At 36.3% G+C, this 25,571-nt stretch carries 27 protein-coding genes, 2 tRNA genes and 2 pseudogenes; 13 read left to right on the plus strand and 18 right to left on the minus strand.

All coding sequences use genetic code 11. The annotated features are described in order from the left end of the window. Positions 1–89 precede the first annotated feature (89 nt). The 5 genes from ACFZP3_RS01785 (at position 90) to ubiH (ending at position 7,043) form a co-directional block, all read left to right on the plus strand. Complete coding sequence (locus ACFZP3_RS01785; RefSeq protein ID WP_386086735.1) at positions 90–1,274, plus strand: dicarboxylate/amino acid:cation symporter; 1,185 nt, start codon at positions 90–92, stop codon at positions 1,272–1,274. 3 nt (positions 1,275–1,277) lie between these two features. Beyond that, a complete protein-coding gene (gene pyrE / locus ACFZP3_RS01790; protein WP_253309661.1) occupies positions 1,278–1,874 on the plus strand; it encodes an orotate phosphoribosyltransferase in 597 nt (198 codons plus the stop codon). Positions 1,875–1,979: 105 nt separating this feature from the next. Beyond that, positions 1,980–3,809, plus strand: a complete 1,830-nt coding sequence (typA, locus tag ACFZP3_RS01795; RefSeq protein ID WP_253309662.1) for a translational GTPase TypA — start codon at positions 1,980–1,982, stop codon at positions 3,807–3,809. Positions 3,810–4,354: 545 nt separating this feature from the next. After that, a complete protein-coding gene (locus ACFZP3_RS01800; protein WP_253309664.1) occupies positions 4,355–5,365 on the plus strand; it encodes an Mrp/NBP35 family ATP-binding protein in 1,011 nt (336 codons plus the stop codon). Between the two features lie 529 nt (positions 5,366–5,894). Then, positions 5,895–7,043 carry a 2-octaprenyl-6-methoxyphenyl hydroxylase gene (ubiH, locus tag ACFZP3_RS01805; protein ID WP_386086736.1) on the plus strand — a complete coding sequence of 383 codons (1,149 nt, stop codon included), beginning with the start codon at positions 5,895–5,897 and terminating at the stop codon, positions 7,041–7,043. Between the two features lie 120 nt (positions 7,044–7,163). Here ubiH and ACFZP3_RS01810 read toward each other — a convergent pair whose 3' ends face one another. Then, complete coding sequence (locus ACFZP3_RS01810) at positions 7,164–8,165, minus strand: gamma-glutamyl-gamma-aminobutyrate hydrolase family protein (protein WP_264688494.1); 1,002 nt, start codon at positions 8,163–8,165, stop codon at positions 7,164–7,166. 80 nt (positions 8,166–8,245) lie between these two features. Next, positions 8,246–8,318 (minus strand) — tRNA-Phe (locus tag ACFZP3_RS01815). 81 nt (positions 8,319–8,399) lie between these two features. Here ACFZP3_RS01815 and coaD point away from each other — a divergent pair. Together coaD and ACFZP3_RS01825 are read left to right on the plus strand one after the other, a co-directional pair. Next, positions 8,400–8,906 (plus strand): pantetheine-phosphate adenylyltransferase, encoded by a 507-nt coding sequence (coaD, locus tag ACFZP3_RS01820; RefSeq protein ID WP_253309665.1) that lies wholly within the window; start codon positions 8,400–8,402, stop codon positions 8,904–8,906. A gap of 68 nt (positions 8,907–8,974) precedes the next feature. After that, positions 8,975–9,166, plus strand: coding sequence for a zinc-finger domain-containing protein (locus ACFZP3_RS01825; protein WP_253309666.1), 192 nt, complete (start codon positions 8,975–8,977; stop codon positions 9,164–9,166). Positions 9,167–9,190: 24 nt separating this feature from the next. On the opposite strand, the gene ACFZP3_RS01830 is transcribed toward ACFZP3_RS01825, so the two are convergent. Genes ACFZP3_RS01830 through rpsB form a run of 7 tightly spaced genes read right to left on the minus strand, consistent with a single transcriptional unit; the run spans position 9,191 to position 14,012 of the window. After that, complete coding sequence (locus ACFZP3_RS01830) at positions 9,191–9,817, minus strand: phosphatidate cytidylyltransferase (RefSeq protein WP_386086737.1); 627 nt, start codon at positions 9,815–9,817, stop codon at positions 9,191–9,193. Next, positions 9,807–10,502 carry a polyprenyl diphosphate synthase gene (uppS, locus tag ACFZP3_RS01835; RefSeq protein WP_015589050.1) on the minus strand — a complete coding sequence of 232 codons (696 nt, stop codon included), beginning with the start codon at positions 10,500–10,502 and terminating at the stop codon, positions 9,807–9,809. Before uppS ends, ACFZP3_RS01830 begins: the two co-directional genes overlap by 11 nt. Beyond that, positions 10,503–11,006 carry a hypothetical protein gene (locus ACFZP3_RS01840; protein WP_264688263.1) on the minus strand — a complete coding sequence of 168 codons (504 nt, stop codon included), beginning with the start codon at positions 11,004–11,006 and terminating at the stop codon, positions 10,503–10,505. It abuts the gene before it with no gap. Positions 11,007–11,012: 6 nt separating this feature from the next. Next, entirely contained in the window at positions 11,013–11,570 is a 558-nt protein-coding gene (gene frr, locus ACFZP3_RS01845) for a ribosome recycling factor (RefSeq protein ID WP_164224746.1), read from the minus strand. A gap of 7 nt (positions 11,571–11,577) precedes the next feature. Further along, positions 11,578–12,312, minus strand: a complete 735-nt coding sequence (gene pyrH, locus ACFZP3_RS01850; RefSeq protein ID WP_386087096.1) for a UMP kinase — start codon at positions 12,310–12,312, stop codon at positions 11,578–11,580. 10 nt (positions 12,313–12,322) lie between these two features. After that, a complete protein-coding gene (tsf, locus tag ACFZP3_RS01855) occupies positions 12,323–13,183 on the minus strand; it encodes a translation elongation factor Ts (protein ID WP_386086738.1) in 861 nt (286 codons plus the stop codon). Continuing rightward, positions 13,164–14,012 carry a 30S ribosomal protein S2 gene (gene rpsB / locus ACFZP3_RS01860; RefSeq protein ID WP_386086739.1) on the minus strand — a complete coding sequence of 283 codons (849 nt, stop codon included), beginning with the start codon at positions 14,010–14,012 and terminating at the stop codon, positions 13,164–13,166. The genes tsf and rpsB overlap by 20 nt, the downstream gene beginning before the upstream one ends. Positions 14,013–14,204: 192 nt before the next feature. Here rpsB and ACFZP3_RS01865 point away from each other — a divergent pair. The 5 genes and pseudogenes from ACFZP3_RS01865 (at position 14,205) to ACFZP3_RS01885 (ending at position 18,535) form a co-directional block, all read left to right on the plus strand. Continuing rightward, positions 14,205–14,281 (plus strand) — tRNA-Asp (locus ACFZP3_RS01865). A gap of 137 nt (positions 14,282–14,418) precedes the next feature. Then, positions 14,419–14,865: a preprotein translocase subunit YajC gene (gene yajC / locus ACFZP3_RS01870; RefSeq protein WP_253302548.1), complete on the plus strand. Its 447-nt coding sequence runs from the start codon at positions 14,419–14,421 to the stop codon at positions 14,863–14,865. A gap of 32 nt (positions 14,866–14,897) precedes the next feature. Beyond that, complete coding sequence (gene glmS / locus ACFZP3_RS01875) at positions 14,898–16,709, plus strand: glutamine--fructose-6-phosphate transaminase (isomerizing) (RefSeq protein WP_253309670.1); 1,812 nt, start codon at positions 14,898–14,900, stop codon at positions 16,707–16,709. A gap of 204 nt (positions 16,710–16,913) precedes the next feature. Beyond that, positions 16,914–17,050 (plus strand): annotated as a pseudogene (locus tag ACFZP3_RS01880) (IS4 family transposase); the annotation flags it as partial. A gap of 375 nt (positions 17,051–17,425) precedes the next feature. Beyond that, positions 17,426–18,535 (plus strand): hypothetical protein, encoded by a 1,110-nt coding sequence (locus tag ACFZP3_RS01885; protein ID WP_386086740.1) that lies wholly within the window; start codon positions 17,426–17,428, stop codon positions 18,533–18,535. A gap of 158 nt (positions 18,536–18,693) precedes the next feature. Here the strand turns inward: ACFZP3_RS01885 and ACFZP3_RS01890 are convergent, their stop codons facing one another. Then, entirely contained in the window at positions 18,694–18,951 is a 258-nt protein-coding gene (locus ACFZP3_RS01890; protein ID WP_301282656.1) for an ankyrin repeat domain-containing protein, read from the minus strand. Between the two features lie 47 nt (positions 18,952–18,998). On the opposite strand from ACFZP3_RS01890, the gene ACFZP3_RS01895 reads away from it, so the two are divergent. Then, a complete protein-coding gene (locus ACFZP3_RS01895; protein WP_386086741.1) occupies positions 18,999–19,562 on the plus strand; it encodes a latrotoxin-related protein in 564 nt (187 codons plus the stop codon). 34 nt (positions 19,563–19,596) lie between these two features. Here the strand turns inward: ACFZP3_RS01895 and ACFZP3_RS01900 are convergent, their stop codons facing one another. The 8 genes and pseudogenes from ACFZP3_RS01900 to ACFZP3_RS01935 all read right to left on the minus strand — a co-directional run bounded on the left by ACFZP3_RS01900 (position 19,597) and on the right by ACFZP3_RS01935 (position 24,729). Further along, positions 19,597–20,397, minus strand: a complete 801-nt coding sequence (locus ACFZP3_RS01900) for an Rpn family recombination-promoting nuclease/putative transposase (RefSeq protein ID WP_386086742.1) — start codon at positions 20,395–20,397, stop codon at positions 19,597–19,599. Further along, positions 20,394–21,140 carry a group II intron maturase-specific domain-containing protein gene (locus ACFZP3_RS01905; RefSeq protein ID WP_386087097.1) on the minus strand — a complete coding sequence of 249 codons (747 nt, stop codon included), beginning with the start codon at positions 21,138–21,140 and terminating at the stop codon, positions 20,394–20,396. The genes ACFZP3_RS01900 and ACFZP3_RS01905 overlap by 4 nt, the downstream gene beginning before the upstream one ends. Beyond that, the gene (locus ACFZP3_RS01910; RefSeq protein WP_386086743.1) at positions 21,125–21,544 is read right to left on the minus strand and encodes a reverse transcriptase domain-containing protein; all 420 of its coding nucleotides are present in this window, start codon (positions 21,542–21,544) and stop codon (positions 21,125–21,127) included. The genes ACFZP3_RS01905 and ACFZP3_RS01910 overlap by 16 nt, the downstream gene beginning before the upstream one ends. Positions 21,545–21,699: 155 nt before the next feature. Further along, on the minus strand, positions 21,700–21,939 hold the full coding sequence (locus tag ACFZP3_RS01915) for a reverse transcriptase N-terminal domain-containing protein (RefSeq protein ID WP_253309103.1): 240 nt from the start codon (positions 21,937–21,939) through the stop codon (positions 21,700–21,702). A gap of 8 nt (positions 21,940–21,947) precedes the next feature. Continuing rightward, positions 21,948–22,214, minus strand: a complete 267-nt coding sequence (locus tag ACFZP3_RS01920; protein ID WP_265017506.1) for a hypothetical protein — start codon at positions 22,212–22,214, stop codon at positions 21,948–21,950. A gap of 166 nt (positions 22,215–22,380) precedes the next feature. After that, positions 22,381–22,575: a hypothetical protein gene (locus ACFZP3_RS01925; protein ID WP_386086744.1), complete on the minus strand. Its 195-nt coding sequence runs from the start codon at positions 22,573–22,575 to the stop codon at positions 22,381–22,383. Further along, positions 22,573–22,767: pseudogene (locus ACFZP3_RS01930) on the minus strand (PD-(D/E)XK nuclease family transposase); the annotation flags it as partial. The pseudogene ACFZP3_RS01930 and the gene ACFZP3_RS01925, both read right to left, overlap by 3 nt. Positions 22,768–22,935: 168 nt before the next feature. Beyond that, positions 22,936–24,729, minus strand: coding sequence for a reverse transcriptase/maturase family protein (locus ACFZP3_RS01935; RefSeq protein WP_386086651.1), 1,794 nt, complete (start codon positions 24,727–24,729; stop codon positions 22,936–22,938). Positions 24,730–25,571: the final 842 nt, after the last annotated feature.

The following is a 25,571-nucleotide window of genomic DNA, read 5'->3' on the forward strand; positions in this document are numbered from 1 at the left end:
TTTCCTAATTTGTAAAGTTATTTTGTCTATCAATCTGATTCCAAAACAGCAAAATTGTTGTATAATGTTACTTTGAAGTTTTATTTTCAATGCACAAGTTTGCAATACTCTTTTCTATACTGTTTGCAATAGTTGCTTACTATTTAAACAGTGAGGTTATATTTGAAATAGCAAAGCTGTTTAGTGACATATTTGTTAGTTTGTTGAAATTAATAAGTTTACCTTTAGTTTTTCTATCAATAGTTTCCACAATTTCAGGACTTAAAGACTCAATCGAAATTAAAACCTTAGTTAAGAAAACACTATTTTATACGCTGCTTACAACTATTATAGCTGCGTTTGTTGCATTATTGTTTTACCTGCTAATAGACCCAGTGAAAAAAAATTTCATATGTAACACGATAGGAAGTTTGGATAATAACAATTACAGTTACTTTTCATACTTAAAATCACTCATTCCTTCGAATTTTGTGCAAGTTTTTCTTGAAAATAACGTTATTGGTAGCATATTGATCGCTTTTTTGATGGGTGGAGCTATTGTTTCACTTTCAAAAGAAAAGCAGGACATATTACATCAAATATTCTCTGCACTTTTCGATATGTTACTTAAAATTGCTCAGGGGTTACTAAAGCTTGTTCCACTTGCTGTGTGGTCTTTTATTACATGTTTTTTGCACGAATTAAAAGGTGGTAGCGAGTTCTACAGTCTTTTATGGTATTTTGTTTGCATAATGTCTGCAAATTTTGTGCAGGCATTTCTTATTTTACCGCTACTTATGTGGTATAAAGGCATATCACCAATTCAAACGCTGAAAGGGGTTATGCCGGCACTCACACTTGCGTTTTTTTCTAAATCATCCAGTGCAACATTGCCAACAACTATAGACTGTGTGCAAAATAAGCTAAAGGTGCCAAAGAAATTGTCGTCCTTTATTTTACCAATATGTACAACAATTAATATGAATGCATGTGCTGCATTTATACTAATCACTGTAATGTTTGTTGCAGAGATGAATGGATGCGCATTTTCCTTAAGCGAAATGTTTATATGGATTTTTTTAGCAACTAGTGCAGCAATTGGTAACGCTGGAGTGCCGATGGGGTGCTATTTTATGGCAACCAGTTATCTCATGTCGATGAATGTTCCTCTGCATATTATGGGACTGATTTTGCCTATTTATACAATCATCGATATGTTTGAAACTGCAATAAACGTGTGGTCTGATATTTGTATCACTCAGATAATTAATAAAGAATGTAATAGTGAAACTTAAAAAATGATATTAGACGAAAACAACCTAATAATAAAAGAATTTAAAGAAGCAGAAGCAATTTTGCATGGGCATTTTGTTTTATCTTCTGGATTGCATAGCAATACATATATACAATGCGCTAAAATTTTTGAAAATCCAAGCAGAGCCATGAAAGTTTGCGCATTACTGGCAGATAAAATAAAAAAAGAATTAAATAGCTCCATAGATTTAATATTATCTCCTGCAATTGGCGGAATAGTTGTAGGTTATGAGATTGGCAGGCAGCTTGGAATAAAGACAATGTTTTGCGAGCGCGTTAATGGCAAGTTTGAATTACGCCGTGGATTTAAGATCAAAAAGGGTGAGAAAATATTACTTATCGAGGATGTGATAACCACAGGCAAATCTTCACTTGAAGCAGTGAAATGTGCAGAAGGGGAGGGAGGTAAAGTCATTGCTGAAGCTTCTCTAATAAAGAGGAATAGTGAAACGAAACTGCCTTTTCCTGTCATATCTTTGATTGAACTGAACATCCAAAACTACAGCGAGGAAGAACTTCCAAGTGAATTAAAACAACTACCCATAACAAAACCTGGGAGTAGAGAATATTTAACAAAGTAATCCTATAATATCTTGGAAACACAGCACTTATACACAGCTTTAGTTATTTACTCCAAGTGTATTTTATGTATACTTATTACTAAATTAATTTTGAAATGATAGAAAATGAACGAATTTAAATCGATCCGTAATATAGCAATAATCGCACACGTTGACCACGGTAAAACTACTTTGCTTGATAACATGTTAAAACAAAGTGGCACGTTCCGTGAGAATCAAGAAGTTCAAGAGCGAGTTATGGATAGTGGCGACCAAGAACGTGAGCGCGGAATTACAATACTTGCAAAATGCACATCAATAATGTGGGGTGATGAAAAAATCAATATTATTGATACGCCAGGGCACGCAGACTTTGGTGGAGAAGTAGAAAGGGTATTGTGCATGGCAGATGGTGTGTTGCTGCTGGTTGACGCTGCGGAAGGTCCCATGCCACAAACTAAATTTGTGTTGTCAAAAGCACTAAAAGCAAATTTGAAGCCAATTGTGATAATCAATAAGGTCGACCGACCAGACAGCAGAATTGATGAAGTATTAAATGAAATATATGAGTTATTTTTTAACCTTGATGCAACCAACGAGCAGCTAGATTTTCCAGTGTTGTATGCTTCAGGTAGAAATGGTTGGTGTGCTAAGGAGCTTTCTGATGAAAGAAAAGATTTAAGCCCATTATTTTCAACGGTTATAGATTATATAAAACCTTCTGTTTATGATCAAAATGCCCCTTTTGCTATGTTGGTCACTCTACTTGAGTCTGATAAGTTTCTTGGCAGAATATTGACAGGAAAGGTTTATCAGGGCGTTGCAAAAGTCAATTCAGATCTTAAGGTACTTGATCTGGACGGTAAAGTAATTGAACGAGGGAGATTAACTAAGTTGCTCTCATTTTCTGGCTTGAAACGTATTCCAGTAGAACAAGCTGTGGCGGGAGACATAATTGCAATTGCAGGACTTGAGAAAGCTTCAGTTTCTGACACTATAGCAGTACCAGAGGTTACAACTGCAGTAAGCTCAACTCCAGTTGATCCGCCGACGATGGCGATTACTCTGAGTGTTAATGATTCACCTTTTGCCGGACAAGAGGGAACAAAGCTTACCTCAACCGTTATAAAGGATCGTTTATATGCAGAAGCAGAAACAAATGTTGCAATTACCGTAACTTTGGCATCAAGTGGTGAAGCGTTTGAAGTAGGTGGACGTGGTGAGCTACAGCTTGGAGTGTTAATTGAAAATATGAGGAGAGAAGGTTTTGAGCTTTCAGTATCACGCCCTCGCGTGCTATTTAAGGAAGAAGATGGCAAAAAACTTGAACCTATAGAGGAAGTAGTAATTGATGTAGATGATGAATATAGTGGAATCATCATGGAAAAACTCAGCTTCCGAAAAGGTGAAGTGACTGACATGAGACCTTCTGGTAATGGTAGGACAAGATTAACGTTTTTAGTGCCATCAAGAGGATTAATTGGTTATCAAGGAGAGTTTTTAACTGATTCTCGGGGCACAGGCATAATTAACCGTTTATTTCATAGTTATGCTCCACATAAAGGTCCAATTTCTGGAAGGCGCAATGGAGTTTTAATTTCTACAGATAAGGGTGAGGCTGTGGCGTATGCAATTTTCAATTTGCAAGACAGGGGAATTATGTTTATCAAGCCACAGGATAAGGTATATTGTGGCATGATTGTCGGCCAGCATAGCCGTGACAATGATTTGGAGATAAACGTGCTAAAAGGTAAGCAATTAACAAACGTAAGAGCTTCAGGTAGTGATGAAGCCATAAAACTCACTCCTCCAAAGATAATGACACTGGAGGATATGATAGCGTATATAGATGATGATGAATTGGTGGAAGTAACTCCAAAATCTATACGTTTACGCAAGAAATTCCTTGATCCAAATGAACGTAAGCGTGCAGGAAGGGCAAAGAATAAGGAGTAGAGGTTTCTTTTTGCAGGTAATTTTCGTAGCAGCGTACTATCTCGCTTGTCAAGCGTTTAAAACATAAAAAACGCCAATATTTTAAAGCGGATAATAACCACGGGGCTTCTTTTGCCTTTTTTTTTATTTGGTAAATTTCTTAATGTTTGTAGCTAAAGTAACTTAGGTTCACCGACAACCGTCATCCCACTACGTGTTAGCGGGATCTATGTTAAGAGATACCGCGAATGAATCGCGGTATGACGTGGGACTGCTGTCATTACAGTGCTCCTTTTTTTGTCATCCCAGTGCGTGACACTGGGATCTAGAAAAAAAGAACCAGTGTCAGCTACTTTCATGACATCATCATAAAGTAAACCAGTGTCAAGCTACTTGGATGACAGGAGAAGGGGCTACTTGGATGACAAGAAAGAGGCTACTTTCATGATACTGTCATAAAGTGAACCAGTACTTGGCTTGTGTTCTAGGCAAAACCTGCTATAACATTTAACATACTGTTTCCGAAACAAATGTTCCGCACTGGGATCTGCTATGTAAGAGGTCTAATGATCAACGAAGAAATTGTAAGAGAGAACTTAAAAAAAGTCATAGAGCAAAAAAGCGGTAAAGATGTGATCGCTCTTGGCATAATATCCTCAATCATTATTAAAGGCGGGGACATTGGTTTTGCGCTTGAAGTTGCCGGTAACACGCAAGCAAACGAAGAATTAAGAAGAAATTGTGAGCAAGCTGTTAAAGCTATACCGGGGGTGACAAAAGTGATCGTGGTTGCTACTTGTCAAAAACAAACTGGGCAACAAAAAGCTAAATTACATATCGAAGGAGTGAAAAATATAATCGTTGTGGCCTCTGGTAAAGGCGGTGTGGGCAAGTCCACAGTTGCGCTAAATCTTGCTCTCTCATTAGCAAAGTTGAAACATAAAGTTGCGCTGGTTGATGCAGATATATATGGTCCTTCAATTCCTAAAATGCTTAGCACTGAAAAATTAAAGCCAGAAATACAGGGTGGAAAAGCAATACCTATAGAAAGGTATGGACTGCATACTATTTCAATCGGCTATTTTGTTGACAAGGATCGTGCAGCAATATGGCGCGGACCTATGATCACAAAAGCACTTTATAATCTGCTCATGGGAACAAAGTGGTCCGATATAGAGTATTTGATAGTTGATACACCACCTGGAACTGGCGATGTGCATTTAAGTCTTATGGAAAATTTTAACTTAACCGGGGCGATAATAGTTTCAACTCCACAGGAGCTCTCTTTAATCGATGCTCGCAAAATTTATGATATGCTTAAAAAGCTCAGTATACCGATTATTGGCATTGTGGAAAATATGAGTTATTTCATTCAAAATGACTCAGAAATATACATATTTGGAAAAGACGGCGCAAAAAGAATGTCTGAGGAGCTGGGCATCAAACTATTAGGCAGGATTCCTCTGGATCCACAAATATGTCATGCTTCTGATTGTGGAAATCCTTTAATGCTAAGTGAAGATTTGGCAGAGATTTATGAAGACATTGCTAAAGATGTTATAGCTAAAGTGGATTAGGTTTACCTATAATTTGAAAAACCGTCATTCCGCTACTAGTTAGCGGAATTTATACCGCGAATGAATCCACAACTGTACGAACATTGTCTACCAGAAGGGTGTCATCCCAGTCTGGGATCCAGGAATTTTATTAAGTATAAAAATAGCTGTTTTATGTTAAAATACAACGTTTTGATGATTATGGAAAGGCTGGATTCCAGACTAGAATGACATCATCCTTTTTTCTGAATTCCAGTGTCAGCTACTTCCATGACATCATTATAAAGTAAAATGAGATCCCAGTGTCACGCACTGGGATGACAAGAAAGGGCTACTGGGATGACAGGGGAGTTGCCTTTTTTCTACTTAGTTTGGGTTATGCAAGAAATCTAATATGATTACTTCTATGCTTAGCCATTTTCAAGACAGGTTCTAAGAGACTTAATTTGTATATAGGAAAACCTTAAAGTCTTTTACTCATAGTATACAAAGTTTGTTTAAACTATTTTCAAAATAGATAAAATATAATTTTACAATTAGCGTGAATAAAATGAATTATGATGTAATCATTTCAGGTGGTGGGTTACTTGGTCTTATTACTGCAATTGGCCTCAGTTGTGACTCTGTGTCTGTAGCTGTGATTGAAAAAAATAGTCTACCACGTGTAGTAGATGACAACCGAGCATTTGCTATTTCTCAAGGCTCGAAAAAAATATTGGAAAAATTAGGGATTTGGCAGTTTATAGAAAGCGAAGCTGAGCCAATACTTGATATATGCATATTAGATGCGGTTACTGTGCATTACAATCATAAAATGGTTGGTGAAGAACCAATGGGTTATGTTATTAACAATGCTACTATATGGAATGCAATCAACAATAATTTTCTGAATAAACTAAATATATACTCTCCATATTCCTATAAAACAATTGCTTGTGATTCAGGATATGTGGAAGTTATTCTTGATAATAACCAGGAATTAATATCATCGCTACTTATCTGCGCTGAAGGCAAAAACTCTAAACTACCAGAGTTATTTTCTATACCGACAGTGAAATTTGATTATAAACAAAGTAGCATAGTATTTAATGTAAAGCATGAACTGCATCACCAAAACTTAGCTGTAGAGCGTTTTTTTCCTGGCGGTCCATTTGCAATTCTACCGATGAAGGGTGGCTATACTTCTTCGATAGTTTGGACAGAAAAATCTGGAATTTCAAAAATGCTAATGGATCTGTCTGAAGAAGAATTTATTATAGAGCTCAAAAAAAGATTTGGTTCTTATTTAGGAGAGATAAAATTAGAGGGTGAAAGAAAACTTTATCCTTTAAGTTTTGTTTTCGCAAAAAAGTTATATAAGGGTAGAGTTTTTCTTATCGGCGATGCAGCACATTCAATTCATCCAGTTGCAGGTCAAGGGCTTAATCTTGGAATTAGAGATGTAGAAAGTGTTATAAAGCACATAGTTGCTGCAAAAGCATCTGGTATTGATGTTGGCAGTAGTTATTTATTAAAGAAAATTTCACGTAACAGATACTTTGATAATTTTACAATGGCGCTTGCAACTGATGGATTAAATAGGATGTTCTCCAACAGAATATTCTGCGCTAAAGCACTAAGAAATCTTGGCTTGATTGCAGTTGAAAATTCAAATTTTCTCAAAAAAAGCTTCATTCGGCATGCTATGGGATTTATATAAACTACTATTTTATAGCTAATGCAAGTCATACCGCCGCGGTATCTCTAGATCCCGCTAACAAGCAGCGGGATGACGAATTTGTCGTTTATCAAATCGTTGGTAAATCTAAAGCTATAGCCATTAAGCACGATAAAGAAAATCATTTATAATCGCTATAGCAACTAGTGTAGACACTTGACGTTCCTTGTGATTTGATAAATAGAGGTTTTTATCTGATTTTACAACAAGAGCTTCTGGATGACATTGAAAGTAAATATTACCGTGCTTATCTTCAATAGCCTCTATTACCCCATCACTGGAAAATGCTGCAACTTTATATCCAAGTAACTCCAATTTTCTTCTATTTTCTGGTGTATTACTTACTGCCCCTGAATGAGCATCTGGAAAATATGTTGAAAACCAGCCATTTTCATTAGGTATTAAGAATTTAGCTACTAATTCCGCTAAACGACTGTTTGGAACGATCTTTATCTGCTGGAGAGGTGCATCCTCTTTATGTGGATTAGATGCTGATTTTAAATGAGATCTTCGCTTCTCTTCATCACTCACAACACTCACTACTTCAATTCCCTTTGCATTCATTATGCCTTCACATATGCCAAGTAAATGAATTGCAGGGTTATCATCCACTATTTTTGCAATTGCTTCAGTAACAAGCTGGCGACAAGGAGTGGGTGCTGAGTGTAAATTATCCGGAATAAATATTCTATTTATTTTGTGCTCTTTAATAAACTTTGCAACTTCAATTTTTATTCGGTCTAATGTCAGCTTCTTTGCCAATGTTTCATCTTGTTTTGCGAGATTAAGTGACTCTGTCTGAATTTTTTTAAGGCTAATTATCTTATTATAATCAATCAGTACAGTCTTAACCCCAAAGTTATTAAACATCTCGTAGATATTTTGAGATAGCCCAAGCTCATGTGCTTCTTCCGTTTTCAACAAACCAACAACTATGTCATTATTTACTGTATTTTCTGCCGTCAAGGCAGTTGACGCTGGTTCTTCTTTTCTGGTTACATGTTGAGATGCCGGTTTTTCACTAACGCCAGCATAAGTAATATTGCTTAATAATAGAACTATAATTAATAAGATCTTAAATACTTTATTGTAATATTTATACACCATAACTTGCCTCTCTAATATTTATATTACGATATAGAGTATTTTATAACAAAAAGGCAAATTTGCCAAGAAAGAGAAGGTGGCCTGAGCAGGAATCGAACCAGCGACACAAGGATTTTCAGTCCTTTGCTCTACCAACTGAGCTATCAGGCCAACTGTATACTTTCATTTTTAGATAAAAAATGTTATTATGTCTATCAAAAGTTTTTAAAGTAGTTTATATAAAAATAAAGGATGAACATTAATAACAGAATAGGAATCTACCCTGGCACATTTGACCCTATAACTTTTGGGCATATTGACATAATCAAAAGAGCGTGTAAACTAGTCGATAAATTAATAATAGGAGTTGCAGAAAACGTTAATAAGCATGTTGCCTTTGACACAAAGCTACGCACAAGCATGGCTGAAAGTGAAATCAAAGGGCTAGGAATTGATGCAGATGTTATATCTTTTAATGGGTTGCTAGTGAAGTTTGCCAAAGAGCAGAATGCTTCTGTTATTATTAGAGGATTAAGAGCAGTATCGGATTTTGATTACGAGTTTCAAATGAGTTGGGTAAATTATAAACTTCTTCCTGAAATCGAAACCATATTTCTTCCTGCTTCTGAAGATACTCAATTTATCTCATCAAGTTTTGTAAAGGAAATAGCAAGATTAGGAGAAGATGTTAGCAAATTTGTATCAAAAGGCGTTCAAAACGAATTGATTAACCTGAATAGGATAAAAAATGGAGAATAGTGCTTGTTGTTTTTTATTTCTGAATGGGTATATTCAATATATAAAATGTTATAAGCTAAAGGAGTAGCATGTCAAAAGTGAGGGTTAATAATAGAAAAGTTTGTTGTCATGGTGATGAGAATAATGAGGGTTCCGGCCATCCATTAATATATTTAGATATGGGAGAAGAAGAGGAAATAGCCTGCCCTTATTGTGAAAAGACGTTTGTCCATGACTGTACTGTAGAAGCGGTTGGGGAGCTGACTAGGGATGACCTCTAATGGCACTTTGTTTCTTCTGCAGACTTAGCTTATGTAAATAGCAAGAAGAGGGGCAGTAAAAATGAAACTATCCATACGATCGAGCACTCCTCCATGGCCAGGTATCATACTTCCACTATCTTTAACACCGTAAGCTCTTTTAACAAGCGACTCAGTGAAATCGCCAAGTTGCGCTAGAATAGCGATTGCAAGGCCAATGATTGGAGAATAAAAAATTGAAAATAGACCAAAAAATATTGATCCAAAAATTGTGCACACTACTCCAGCTAAAATCGCACCAAGAAGTCCTGTCCAAGTTTTTCCAGGGCTAAGAATTGGGCAAATTTTATCTCCACCAAAATTCTTACCAAATAGGTAGGCAGTAATGTCAATTCCCCAAATGGTTAAGACGAACCATACTAATGCGTATTTTCCCTGTGGTAGGTTATATAAATATATTAATGAGGCGCTTGGTAGTGCAATCAATAATAATGCGAAAACGTATAAAATTTTGTTTCCTTGGGTTAGATTATACCATTCAAAAGAAGATAAAACTGCTATTGAAAAAATTAATAGGTAAAACGATAAATCACTGAAATATGTAGCAAAGGAAAATATGAATAATATTACTATTGAGGACAACATTCTAATTATAAAATTATTATCTACCATATTTTTTCTCTCTTTTTGTATAATCTTCTAATGCTTTACTCAAATCTTGACAAGAAAAATCAGGCCATAAAGTATCACAAAAATACAATTCAGCATAAGCTGCTTGCCATAATAAAAAGTTGCTTAATCTTTTTTCGCCGCCAGTGCGAATTAATAAATCCAATTTTGGCAGATCTTTAGTATACAGAAATTTTTCAAATTCCTCTTCTGATACATAAGCAATATTTTCTTTTATAATATTGCTTATAGCTTGTGTAATTTCTTGCTTTGCTCCGTAACTGACTGCCACAGTGAGTAATAAACCATCGTTCTTATGTGTCATTTCTTCTGCTTTTTTAATTTGATCCAATATTTTACTGGATAACAGACTTAAATTGCCAATAAAATTCAACTTAATGTTACAGTTGCAAATGAAATTGACTTTATCTTCATTAGTTAAAACGGAGTAAAATAAATCAAATAGACAGTCAGTTTCGTTTTTGGGTCTAAGCCAATTCTCCATAGAGAATGCATACAAAGTTAAGTAGGGTATGGTTAGGTCCGTACAATACTTGGCAATATCGTATGCAACTTCACTGCCCTTTTTATAACCATCAATTTTTACCTTTCCTTGATTGTTCGCCCATCTACCATTACCATCCATAATAATTGCTAAATGTTTCGGTAAAGATTCTTGATTCAACATTTAAAGTTCACCTAAACCACCCGATATCATCTGAGTGCTTAACATATCACTGTACAAAAATAGTGATTTAGTAGCAATCTCTACTTGAAAGGTGTCATCCCAGTAGCCCTTTTTCCTGTCATCCCAGTGCGTGACACTGGGATCTAAGTATAAAAATATTTGCAAATTATGCAATGAACAACAGATTCTTGGGGCATATAATGTCCATGATGAAAATAAGATGTATCCCAGTGTCACGCACTGGGATGACAGGAAAGAGGGAAATGGATAACAGATTCTTAGAGCATATAATGTCCATGATGAAAATAAGATGTATCCCAGTGTTACGCACTGGGATGACAGGGAAAAAAGGCACTGGGATGACAAAAAAGAGGACACTGGAATGACATCATTTACTGTATAATACTGTGCAATATTGCAACGTTCATACAGTTGTGTGTCGACTACCTCCATGACACCTTTGCATATAATTTTTTCTTTTTCACTACTGAAGGTTTCTTTCATATTACCTTAGTGATGCAATATATCCTTTTCTTTGATGGACAATTCACCATCAATCTTTTTTATATTATCATCAGTAATATTTTGTATTTCCTTCTTAGCACCATGAAAATCATCTTCTGAGATCTCCTTATTTCCCTTCATTTTCTCTATTTCTTCCATAACATCTCTGCGTATATTTCTGATGGCAATCCGCGCATTTTCAGAAAACTGATGCAATAATTTTACTAATTTTTCACGGGTTTCTTGTGTTAAATCCGGAAGAGCTATACGTATGGTATTGCCCTCAACAACAGGATTTAAATTCAAGTTGGCATTTAATATAGCATTTTTCACTTCACCTACAACATTAATATCCCAAACTTTAATTGATAGGGTTTTGTTATCTATAACTGAAACGCCTGCAACCTGATTTAACTTTTGATGTCCACCATAGATATTTACAACTATACCATCAAGCAACGATGCGCTAGCTCTACCAGTGCGTACGCCTTTAATATCATCATGAAAGGACTGAATAGTTTTTAGCATTCTTTCTTTTGTTTTAGCTTTTATTTCATTTAACATAAATTACCTACTGTTTACAATCTGAAACTATAGTATAAGTACCTTGACCCTTAATAATATTGACTATTTTTTCTCCCTTCAAAGAAAAAACTATAATTGGAATAGAATTATCACGAGCAAGTGAAATTGCTGATGCATCCATAACTTTTAAATCACGAGTCAATAAATCCGTGTAAGAAAGCCTATCATACATTACAGCATCCTCATTTTTTTTCGGATCAGCGGAGTATACACCATTTACTTGTGTACCCTTTAGAATAACATCACAATTCATTTCAACAGCACGTAAGGCTGCAGCTGTATCTGTAGTAAAAAATGGGTTGCCTGTGCCTGCTGCAAAAATTACCACTCTACCTTTTTCTAAATGACGAATAGCTTTCCTTCTTATGTAAGGTTCACATACAGTGGCCATGGGTATTGCAGATAATACCCTAGAAGCTACTAAATTTTTTTCTAAAAAGTTTTGTAAAATTAAAGCATTGATTATAGTTGCAAGCATTCCAATATAATCACTGCTTGCTCTTTCACAGCCACTTAAAGACGCAGATGCGCCACGAAAGATATTACCACCACCAACAACAATACATACTTGAACTCCAAGCCTGTTAACATCAGCTATATCTTTGCATAATTGGCTTATTATTCCCATATCATGGCCAAAAGACTGTGACCCCATCAAAGCTTCACCAGAGATCTTCAATAACACTCTAGAGTATTTTACTTTATCTGCTAAGGAAGACATTTCTTGCCATTTAGTTTGCACTGCCCAAAACAAGTAACTTGTAATCAGATAATTTAATAGCACTCACCTCGCTTGATTTTATAAAATCAGAAACCTTCATTTTATCATCTTTTATGAACTTTTGTTCTAGTAAAACAACTTCTTCATAGTACTTAGCCATTCGTCCATCTACTATTTTTTTTGCTACTTCTTCAGGTTTATTTAAGCTCCTTACTTGCTCTTCAATTATAGAACGTTCATTTTTCAACTTCATTTGATCTAAATCATCTATAGACAAAGCTTCAGGCTTCATAGCAACTATGTGCATCGCTATTTGTTTTCCAATTTCCTGTAACTTTGCCTTATCACCGGGTGATTGCAATGCAACTAAAGCGCCAGTTTTACCTAAACCACGTACATCACCGTGTACATAACCAGCAACAACTCCATCCTTAGTCTCTAGGTAACAAAGCTTGCTCAACTCTAACTTTTCACCAAGAACTGACGTACCATTCATAATAGCTTCCTGCACTGTGCCAATGCTTTCATACTTGGCATTTTTTAACTCATCAACGCTGATACAGCGTTCTTGATGAGCAATTGATGCTAAATTTGAAACTAACTCTATAAATTTCTCATTCCTTGCAACAAAATCGGTTTCGCAATTGAGTTCAACCAATGCACCATAATTTTCAGTCAAACACATAGCAACGAGCCCATCTGAAGCTACTCTATCAGATTTTTTGTCAGCTTTAGCAAGACCTATTGTACACAACTTATCAACGGCTTTCTTGATGTCACCATCACATTCTTCTAATGCTTTTTTACAGTCACTTAAGCCAAGCCCTGTCCTATCACGTAATTCCCTTATATTATCTGGATTCATCTTCATTTGTTACTACCTCCCTTTCTTCTTCTTTGTAAACTTTACTACGTTTCCTTTTAGTTTGCACAATACTATCTTCTTTTTCTTGAATAAACTCATCACCTTTTATATTATCAATCTTAACTCCAGATCTTGCTAGACTAGACTCTATTCCAGCTAATATAGAGTCGGTAGCTAATTTACAATAGAGCTCTATTGATTTTCTTGAGTCATCATTTCCAGGTATTAGATAAGTAATATCATCTGGATCAGAATTAGTATCAAGTATTGCAACTATTGGAATTCCTAACTTTTTAGCCTCCTTAACCGCAATATGCTCTTTATTAGTATCAATGATGAATAAGATATCAGGAATTGCTCCCATTTCTCTAATACCACCAAGCGCCTTATCAAGCTTTTGCTTTTTCTTTTCAATGTTCCCCAATTCTTTCTTTGTTAAAATGCTATCCTCGTCATTTAATATTTTCTCATATTGTATCAAGGTTTTTATCGAAGAAGAAACAGTGCCCCAATTAGTAAGCATACCACCAAGCCATCGATGATTCACATAATATTGACCACAACGAATCGCTTCACTTGCAATAATATCAAAAGCTTGAAACTTTGTACCAACAAATAGAATGCGACCACCTTGAGATGCAACGTCATATAAAGCCTTCATGGCCACCTGTAGCAATGGTAATGTTTTTCGCAAGTCAATTATATGTATACGATTTTCTTGATGCACTCCATATATGTATGGAGCCATTTTTGCGTTCCAGCGACCAATTTTGTGACCAAAATGTACACCAGATTCGGCTAAATCACGCACAGTGACTTCAGGCAAATTTGTCATATATCATTCCTCCAAATAGTTTATCTTCCATGGCATAACCCTAATGGGACTACTTGTACAAGCCATGTGTGAAATTAAATTATTTACATAGTAATAGAAAAGACAGCAAAGCGCAAACAAAAAATATTGACAAAGGGCAACATGTTTATTAGCTTTAAAGTCGAAGCCTGAAAACGCTAAAAAGAAATTAGGGGGGGTGTAGCTCAGTTGGTTAGAGCGCATGCCTGTCACGCATGAGGTCGTGAGTTCAAGTCTCATCACTCCCGCCATAGTGGTTTTAGCATAATCTAAAATCCGCAATATTATTGCCGGTATTTAGAAACGTTTTCACCAGACTTGACATGGCATGGTATTGTAATTAATACTTAAATAGGTTTGTTTTTATCATTAACAATTAGGATTAAATATGCTCATTTCTGAAGTTTTTGCAGCAGATGCAACTAGCAATGCATCAAGTATCGGCGCATCTTTTGCTAGTTTTATTCCATTGATTTTAATATTTGTGGTATTTTATTTTCTTATTATTCGCCCAAACCACAAAAAACTAAAAGAACATAGAAAAATTATAGATCAAATAAAACGTGGTGATACAGTCATTACTTCTGGCGGGATAATAGGTGAAGTTAATAAAGTTGATGAGGCAAATGCACAATTTATAATAGAAATAGCACCAAAAGTTGAGGTGAAAGTCCTAAAGTCCGCTATATCTGAAGTTTTAAACAAAGAAACTCAAAAAGTGGCAGCTAAACCAATTGAAAAAGGCAAAATCGAAAAGAGTGATAAAAAGAATAAAAATCAACCACCAGAGGAAAGTAAAAAGGGAAAAGATGATAAAGGCAAAAATGCTGCATAACTTTAAAAGAAAGTTCATTTGGTGATCCATTTGTGTGCGGAATATTTGGTGTAGTAAGTAGCGGTGATTCAGTAATACCAACTTTACTAACTGGGTTGCAAAAATTGGAATATAGGGGATATGATTCCTCAGGTATAGCAATCATAAATAACGAAGGCGAGATAGAAGTCAAAAAATCAGAAGGTAAAGTTAAAAGATTGTATGAAGTTGTTGATGAAAGCAAGATGTCTCACAGTACAGTTGGTATAGCACATACTCGCTGGGCTACACATGGAGTTCCAGGCCTTAAAAATGCTCATCCCATTCATACAAATAATGTTGTTGTTGCTCATAACGGCATAATTGAGAATTACAATCTGCTAAAAAAGGGTCTAGAAGAAAGGGGAATGTTATTCCATACTGATACTGACACAGAGATCATACCAAATATGCTAACCTTATATCTTGATGAAGGATTGTCGCCAGTTGATTCTCTATTTAAGTGTTTAAACAACTTACATGGCTCATTTGCCTTGGTCTTATTATTTGCAGAATATCCAGATGCCTTATTTGTTGCGAAGAGAAATTTGCCTTTAGCAATAGGCTATAACTGTAACACAGTGTTTGCTGCATCTGACTCTAATGCTTTAAGTGCATTTGTGGAAAGAATATCGTATTTGGAAGATGGTGACATTGCAGTGATAAAATCTAGTGGAGTTAGTATATACAACAATGGTACACAAGTTAAACGTAGTATAGAAAATAGTAGTCCAAGTGATTTTCTAATTAGCAAAAATGGGTATCCTAGCTTCATGTTAAAAGAGATTTTTGAGCAACCGCGTGCATTAAACAAAACAATAAATCAATTTTACAAGCAATATAAAGAGGTCAATAAAAAATTGTTTTCTGAGCGGAGTTACATTACTATAGTTGGATGCGGGTCATCTTATTTTGCCGGGCTAATAGCAAAATATTGGCTGGAAAGTGTCGCTCAAGTTCGAGTATATCTAGAAATCTCATCAGAATTTAGGTATAGCAACGTCAAGCTAGAAGAAGGCAGCATTGGGTTATTCATCTCTCAATCTGGCGAAACTGCAGATACCATAGAAGCGCTGCGTTATGCGAAATCACAGAAGCAAACAATCATTAGTATAACTAACACATTTAACAGCAGCATTGAAAAGATCTCAGATATTGTGTTACATACTCTTGCTGGGCCAGAAATTGGTGTTGCTTCAACAAAAACCTTTTCTGCGCAACTTGCAACTTTAGCATGCTTTGCCGTGGAGCTTGGAAAAATAAAAGGTATACTGGGTGGAGAGAGAATAAAACAGCTAAGCAGTGCTATCAATTCTATTCCCGAGTATGTTGAGCACGTTTTGAATGTGATGCAAATACAACATATATCAGGTAGTATATTAGAGCACAATAACGTTATTTTAATTGGCAGAGGAAGTTCATACGGAGTTGCAATGGAAGGTGCATTGAAGATAAAAGAGCTTTCATACATCAATACAATTGGTATTGCAGCGGGAGAAATGAAGCACGGTTCTATTGCTTTAATAGACTCTACTGTGCTTGTTATAGCAATTATCCCTTATGATAGTTTATTCTTTAAAACGCTATCTAATATACAAGAGATTATTGCAAGAAAAGGCAAAGTAATTGCCTTCAGTGATAAGCAAGGAGCGCCATTCCTAAGGGGAGTTTGCGCAGATGTGGTGCAACTTCCAGACACTGATAATTTTATCTCTCCTATCATCTATAGTGTTGCTATGCAATTCCTTGCTTACTATACTGCAGCAAAAAAAGGGTTAGATGCCGATTGTCCAAGAAATTTAGCTAAGTCTGTCACGGTTGAGTAGTCCATTTAAAGTTAAAGCTAGACTTCTAATTAAGGTAACCGTTCACTCAATGGCGTCAACTTAAGGAAAAATGTCTGCGATTGTGTGTAAAATTTCTCTCTAAAATTTTTACCATTAAATTACCCAAAAGCTGCAATAAACAGCACTTTTGTTTCTGTTTTATTTCAACAAAGAAGTCTAAAATGTGTCCTTTTTAGGTGAAACATGCAAAAAGGGAAAAATCTTATTTTACAAATTAAAAATACAATATACTCGAAAACTTTTCAGAAGATCCATTTTGTTGGAAAAAAAGTTTCACACGCACAAGAAAACTTCCTTTTACGACAGTATTAGACTTCCTGCATAACCAATAACGAACTTTTATTGGGAATAGAGACGAAAAAACCTACTTGACAAACTCCGCCAGCCCCCCTTATCATGGTATTGAAGGTATTCATTTATCTTCAATCTGTGCAGATTAAACGACAACAGACTCTTGTTTCAATGTTAAACAAAATACCATAGAACTCAAGAAGACAATTCCTAGAAAATTTCTACATCCAAAAAAAGGCAAATCGTCTTAATGCTGTTTCAATGTAAAAGATAAGCTAAATTTTTACAAGGAAAACATTTCAAGCAGCAAGACACCTTTGATTGAAAAAGAGCACCAAATTTATGGAGCGAGCAACTGCAACTACTACAACTAAATCAATAAATCTTAATAGGGGAAAAACATTATGAAAACGTCAAAACTGACATTAGTATGTGATATATATGAGTTAACAAATAAAGATGGAAAGAATATTCAAAAGCTAGCAAGAGAAATAGAGGAAGGGAAAGGTATTGCTGGAAGGTTCAGAAATGGAATATTTAAAAAATCCAGCTATAACGTAAGCACGATTCTTTTAGCAAAAATAACTTACAAGTATCAGGGTAGAGAGGAGACATTATCACTACTACATTATGCTATAAGTCATAAAAATAATCAAGCTGTAAAAGATCTTTTAGAAGAAGCCAAAAAACAAAAACTATTAAAGGAAGTTCTGAATGAAGAGATGACCACAAAACATTCAGATGGTCGGGAAGAAATTCATACAATACTTACAGATGCTATATCACGTAGAGACAATGACATGATTAGAGCAGTGTTAAAGATCTCTGAGGAAAATGGTATCTTGAAAGAGATTGTCAAAAAAAGAATAACGATAAAACATTCAAATGGCGAGGAAATGACTTACACCCCATTTACCTATGCTGAAGCACGTAAAAATAGTGAGGCTGTAGAAGAAATCTTAAAATTCTCCGGAGAACTTTTTAATAAGAGAGCAACCCAGAAGCCCACTGTTGTAACAGCCAAAACTACTACAGCTAAAGATGAAAATAGTAAGGAAGTGCATGAAGTATGTAAATATAGTGTAATAAATATAGAGCATAAAGATGCTACTCACGTAATTGATAAAGCTACAGAAACTGACACTAAATTATGTAATATAAATAGTGAAGATCTTCAACCTATATGTGAAAGCAGCGAAGAAGTGCAAAATGATTCAACTACTGTAGAGCCAACTTCCGTTGATAGAGCTGACAGCCCATCTTTCGCTGAGCCATGTAGTGGATCTGGCAACACTGTGACCCTCAACACGGCAAAGACAGGCAATCGTAGCAGGTATTGTTGGCACAGCGTTATTGGTGAGCGGTGTTGTATTTTATGTTTTGAAAATCGATGTCACAGTAGCAGTAGCTGTGGGAGTAGTTGGATTGGTGTGTATGAGCTTTGCGCTGTACAATATCATAAATCCCAACACCAAGCTCGAGAAAGTGGAAGATATAGAACAGCTAATTGTTGAGTCTTCTTTGAATCCAACATAAAAGTGTATATTCAAAAAATCATAATCATCAAGAAAATAATTTCTTAAGAAGAATCTCTAAATTATTAACTCAATATTTATTTCCCTGCTATTTCTCCTTACCTTGAGCGTATGAGGTTTTGAATAGCTCCCAAAAATCACTTCTGCAACCTAGTATTGCCACTACAGGTAGAAACTCCTTCAAGACTAGAGTTAGGAGTAGGTAATAGTACATTAAAAAATTCTATAATATCTTGCTTGTTTTGTGCAATAGCTAAACCCATAGGGGTATTTTTATAATTATCTTCAACATTAATATTAGCCCCTTTTTCCACAAGAAACTTGGCTGTATCTAAGTGACCATAAGAAGCAGCAAAGTGCAAAGGTGTTGCACCATTCTGGGCTTGAGCATGAATGTTGGCCTCCTCAGTTTATCTCTTCTCCTTTTAAGCCAGCTATAGATATGAAGCATTCCCAACCTTCTAAAGCTATTACAGCTCAAGGTATTGATACAAATGGTACACTTCTTTTATTAGATGTATTTATAAGAAAAGTTACAGGCCAAAAGTATATTTCTAACGATATAAGGAGTATTTTTGAACAGGAAGCGCAAATTTATGCATTACCTATTGCAAAAGAATTTGAACAAGCATTAGAGGGTGCTGCTATTGAGTCAGGAATACCAGTTACAAATCTAAAATTTAATCCTGTAGAAGTATTCTTAAAGGTGGCCGGGCAAATAAGAAGTGGTAAATTCTCTGAAATATCAAAAACCTTATACTCATCTGCAAAAGAAGCTTGTCCAGAGTTTGAACAAACTGGTGAGTTTCTAGTTCATGTGAAAAGCCATCTAGAAGAGTTTTTAGCTAAAAAGGAAACTGTATTTCTACAACAAAAGCAGACTGCAGATCAGCCAACATCTAGTGTTTCAAGGAAAGTAGTTGCAATGGAGCCATCTAAAAAGCCTGATACCTTCTTAAGCGATACATCAGTAGTTAAAGGCATAAAGCATGTTTTAGGGCTATGAAATCCCTCTTTTGTGAAGAGCTTAACAAAAATGGTTAAAAAGTATTTTCTTCCTGAAGTTGTTTTATTTCAGCTTTAGGAAGACCGGTCGCTTGGGAGATGGTATCAATCGAAACGCCAGCCTTAAGTAGGTTTTTTGCGACTTCAATATCCCTATCTTTTCTGCCCTCTTCCCTACCTTCCGCTCTGCCTTTTTCATGTCTGATTTTTATGCCTTTTTCAGTAGCATCATCAATTTTTTGAGCGAGGACAGCCTGTTCATCAAGAATACGTTTTATTTCCTGTTCGTAGGCAATAAATTCTTTCTCTGACCAATTGAATCTATTTAGCTCTTCATAGGCCTTTTTAATTATTACATCACTACCTATTATTTTTTCCAGCTCTTCTTCACTAGTCTCATCTGCATATTTAAAGAAGTATATCCATTTTTCAACTATATTTTCTAACTGATCTTCTTTTGTTTTCGGAAATTTTGGCAATTCAATAAATATAAAATAAAAATCTTTTAGATCGTGTTCATTAGTGTCTTCATCTCGAATAGTATGCTTTGATTTGTACTCAGATTTATTAGGAAACAGTACACAATCTGCTATAGCAATGAAGATAATTTCCTTAAGGTTATGGTATTGATCGCCCTTATCAGCTTGTCTTGAATAAGCTTTAGCTGCATAGTATTGAGCGCGTTTTTCAAAGCCTTTAGTTTTAGCGACCTGGTTAGGTAAGGAAGTAGTATTACTACTACTCCCTCCCTTAGAAACGCAGCATGCAGGTTTCCCAGCACTGCGCTTGAGCCCCTTATCTAAGTTCTTCTTTTCTCGAACCGGCTTGTCTTTCATGATTCCTCGGAAAACAGCATCTTTAGTGGTGACACTAACAGTAGAGAACCTTCTCTTGAGAAAGAGCTTGCTAACATTCTTGTTCGTTTCACTCTTTTATCAAAATACTTTTTCCATTTTAAGTCAAGTGGATTTGCATCCGCCCTGATTTTAATATGACGTCTAATAGGAATATCGCTTAGTTTGAGTAAGCTCATAAACCTTATTTCCTTTGGTTTGTTCTTGCATACAGAAGTAGCAAAGACCCATTGACGATGATTCGTTACTTTGAAGTAGCGATTCTTTATCCAACGTAACCCTTTACGGGGATGTCTTTTCTTTGCCCATTTCCATAAACTATGCCAAATTTCATTGTCGATCTTACTAAACGCTTTTTTAGCACACACATGACGGTAATAGTTTCCCCATCCTCTTAGTAGAGGATTGAGTGATTTAATTACTACAGCTTGTGAACTACCTATATTTGCTTTTATTAATGCACGCGCTTTTTTAAGAAACCTCTTAACACTTTCCTTCGAAGGCGTAATAATTAATTTCTTGCTGTATCTACGTACATTACAACCGAGAAAATCGAACCCTTTTGTAATAAATGTAATCTTTGTCTTTTCTTCTGACAGAGCTAGACCTCTCTCACAAAGGAAGGATGATACTAATGGCTTGACTTCATCTTCCAGTACTTCACATGTGTTTCCTGAGATGATAAAGTCATCTGCGTATCTGATTAAATTTACTCCACTTCTGATTTTTCTCTTCTTTTGCTACCTAGTTTACCAAAACGACTTTCTAATAATTTTTCAAGACCATCTAAGGTAAAGTTAGCTAGTACTGGAGAGATTATACCTCCTTGCGGGGTACCAGCAGTTGTGGGGTACAAGGTTTTTGATTCTAGGAAACCAGCCTTTAACCAACTATGGAGAATTTTTCTCTCCATAGGAATGTGCTTCATAAGCCATTCATGGTTAATGTTGTCAAAGCACCCTTTGATATCACCTTCTAGTATCCATTGTGGTCGATTGCGCCTTGCCAGTAATAAGTGACAAGCAACAATAGCATCCGCGCAGGATCTTTTAGATCTAAAGCCATAAGAGTGACGATCACTGATTGTTTCAGCTATCGGTTCCAGAGCAAACAAATATAATGCTTGCATGGCTCTATCTTTTATCGTGGGTATTCCAAGAGGTCTTCTTTTGCCATTAGATTTACTGATATAAATTCGTTTTAGCGGAGAAGGTTTATACCCTCTTTGTTTTAACTGCTTTATTCCTTGAAATTTAGCATTGTAAGTTGACCATAGTTGACGATCTACACCTGCTGTGTTTTTCCTTGGTTTTCAGTTACTCTTTTAATGGCTAAAGCTTTTCCACTAAAAGAGCGTGTTAAGAGATGTTGTAAAGATTTTACCTTACTCCATCTTCCTTCTTGAACAGCCTTAACAATACGCCTTTGTAGCCTCATAACAACCTTTTGGCATTTCTTCCATGGCAACTGGTTCCATGCTTCGGAGCTGTTGGTAGGTGCACTTACAGTTTTACTTGTAATCATCTGCTTTCCTACCTTAAGTGGTTGACAAAGTTTCTTGTCACGAGGGACCAAATGGAAGTCTGCTCGTTTTCACGCGAATTAATGTTACAAATTCTATCCATTTCGTTACAAAATGGCATTCGCTTTCTCCATTTTCCTTTACCTGCATTTTCATCAGCGTTCCTTGCGGTTTGCTTGCCATATAGGCGGAAATACAGGCTTACCCTGTTCCTTCTGTCATACAACAGTGGGTTAGGTGACTTCTCTATACCGGTGGAGTTATTATTTGCGTACATCTAGAGATGAAAAATGTAACTTATCCACATTACCTTTTGGTCAGAGCTTATCAGCATCTTTAGCTCTTCAATTTTTACGATACTTACGAAGCTTCACTTACGTTCACCATACCACTAGCCTAGCCCTCCAACCACATGATGCTTGTAGTTTATGCTCCTCTTACGATTACGCATCTTCTTTTTCAAGAGGAGGTTCATTGTCCGCATCGCTCGGCACCAACCGGTTACCCGATTCGCACTGATGCGTAGACTCAGATGGCAAAACATCTGGTTTAATAAGTTTTAGAACTCTTTCAGTTTCTTTCTGAAGGAATTCCTCTCCCTTTAAACAATATGACCGAAGACTTTCAGGTCGCACCATCTCGCAAATGTATTGAGCACCTGTAGAATCTCTACAGAGAACATCAACAATACTTTGCTTTTTAGCGGCGATATCAGGGTCTTGAATAGTACTTAAAAACTCTATATCCTGTATTGCATTTTTGCCAGCAAAACCCAGAATATCATTGAGGAAGTGAATGAGGATATCTTTATTCTTTTCAGTACCAAAGATACGGCGAAAGGCGAGGAGAGTAGACCAGGAAAACTTCCTTCCTGGCCCCTCGCAGAACCCTACGTGAGGTAGAGTGGGCAGCCAGCGAGTTACTTGTTAAGTACTTTTCCAACAACCCCTCTCCGAACCACGCATGATCGTTTCCGTATCACGTGGCTCTCCAATAATCTAACGTTTTAAGGAGTCACCATCATATTTTCCATATTGGATTTTCTTATGGCATTCATGACAAACAACAAGAGTCTTCCTCTGTCGTTCAATCATTCTCTTTTTCCATTTCGGTAGCTCAGTATTACGTTTACCTAGCAAATCAGCAAGTTTACGTACGTGATGTACTTCAATCTGCTCTTGTGATTTACATAATTCACAAGTTTGTGCCAATAGTCTTTGCTCTATTTCACTACGCTTATTCCATATTGGTATAAGGTTATCACTTATACTTACCCATTTATTCCATTTTAGTGACACAGCACCAAAGTGTGTAATTAATGGTATCTTTGATGGTAAACGATCTACTCTGACTTGGATGACTTTTCGTTTTTCACCTTCGTCGTTTTCAATCATTGCACCAAATTTTCTATAAATTTTCCTGCAAGTTGTTTTGTATTTAGATGCTAAAGTCTTTACTAATGATACTTCCATCACATACTTCAAATAACTTAGTGTGTGAAGGTTGTAGGCCATTTTGTAATATTGTACAATTCCTCGATATTCAGTTTGATACTGAGCAACAATACTGTAAGCTGTATCAAGTGTACGTTGAGGTAAATGTATAGGCTTTCCACAACGCATATATTCAGAACACTTTTTCTGCTTTATATGATGTGGTACACGTAACCCAATACTACCATTAATACATCGTTGTGTCCGATGATCATGTTTATCATCTGCATGCAAGACGTGTATTTTATAACCTAAAAAATTGGCTTTGCTATCACACGCGTGTGTAATAAGCGTTTTATCTTCATTAAGCATAAGTTTGAGCTCCTCATTGAGGAATTTAGCAATCTCATTTTTAATTTGTTCAGCTTCATTTTTTGGTCCTGCAAACCCTACCAGAATATCATCAGCATACCTAACATACCAAAGACGTCGATAATTTAGATCACAAGAATCCTTAGATGGCATACCCTGCACTAATTGACGCAGTTGTTTTGCTTGATCCCAGTTCCCTTGTTTTCTCATCATCGATACTTGCATGGTTAACCTTAAATATTTTGGATTTGTCTTTCTTCGCTTACCTCGGTTATTTGATGGTATTAGTATATGTTCCACATGTTTATCTAACCGATCGAGTAATATGTTACTCAAAATTGGACCAATAATAGAACCTTGTGGTACCCCACTATGACTCTTATTGTACTTCCAATTTTCCATATATCCTGCTTTTAGCAGTCGATTGATTAGCTGAATAAAACGGTTATCTTGGAAGCTTTCACTCAGTATTTTCAACAACATAGTATGATCAATTGAGTCATAACATGCACTGAGATCTCCCTCTATAAACCATTTTGTACCTCTGCCTTTTTGCATTACTGCTCTTAATGCAGTGTGGCATCCACGCTTTGGTCGAAATCCATGTGAACATTCACTAAATTTAGGCTCATAGTAGGCTTCCAATATTAATCGGATTACTTCTTGAAGTAACTTATTTGACCATGTTGGCAATCCTAACGGCCTGCGTTTACCACTCTTCTTTAAAATATAGATACGTTTTACTGGTGTCCACCGATATCGCTCATAGCGTAAATCCTCTATGATTTTATCGATTTTCTCCAAAGACATACCATCAACTGTTTCAGTTGTCACACCTTCTGTCATAGCACCTTTATTACGACAAAGTTTGCCATACGCTCGAAGGTAAAGATCACGCTGATAAAGTAGGCGATATACGTTTTTAACCGGCAAATTTCTTTGTCCACGTTCACGTATAATGTTAAGTATTGTTTCAGCTTTCCGCATCTTGCGTACCTCCCAATTTCAACATTCAATTATCTGTCACCCTTTGCCCTGTATGTGGCTTTCCCACGCTCCCCGGTGATTCGTTACTTTCACGACTACTACGATGACTCCGTAACCATAGAACTCGCGTTCCTTAGGTCATCCCATGTTCCGTCACTAAGAACTGTTCTAGATCAACTTAGGTTTTCCATTCATCCTCTTAAATAAGTTCACTACTTATCGTTCTACAGCCAGAATGTCACACAAACGAAAGTTTAATCTGTGCTTACCGTAGACATGGGGTTTTAAATGCGATACCCATGGATGTGAAGTCCCACCCCTGAAGATTAGAATTCAAGCAGTTTAGCTTTAACCATATTGATCAGGTGTTGCAAGCCGTTATCTTACACATCTTCAGATAACTCTCGCTTTACATACATGCTCTTGTCCTCCTTCCCTTTCGGGTTAAAGTTAGTTGTTCACCTCGAGGCCATTTATTCTGAACCCCGCTTAGCTCTGCTAAGTATTTCTTAATGCGTACCACGGCGCACACTCTCGACTCACACAGCTCCCATTATTCGGCCCTTGCTACTAATTATAGCATAATCAAGGACTCTGTTTTAATCAATTGCTCATCCCATTTCTGGTTGACAAAACAATTAAAACTAAATCCCTTCGCTCCATTTCCATTACAGAGACTTCTTCACTACTACGCGCCCCTGTTTTTCGCATCGGTACTCTCACCCTTGGAGTTTAGCTCCTTGGATTTCTCCCTTATCATCGAAACGACAGGTTCCCGCAGTTCCACGCAATAGCCCAAAATAGATTCACGCCACCTCTATGCCGGACGCCACCTATCCGGT

The organism is Wolbachia endosymbiont (group A) of Norellia spinipes (assembly GCF_964273535.1).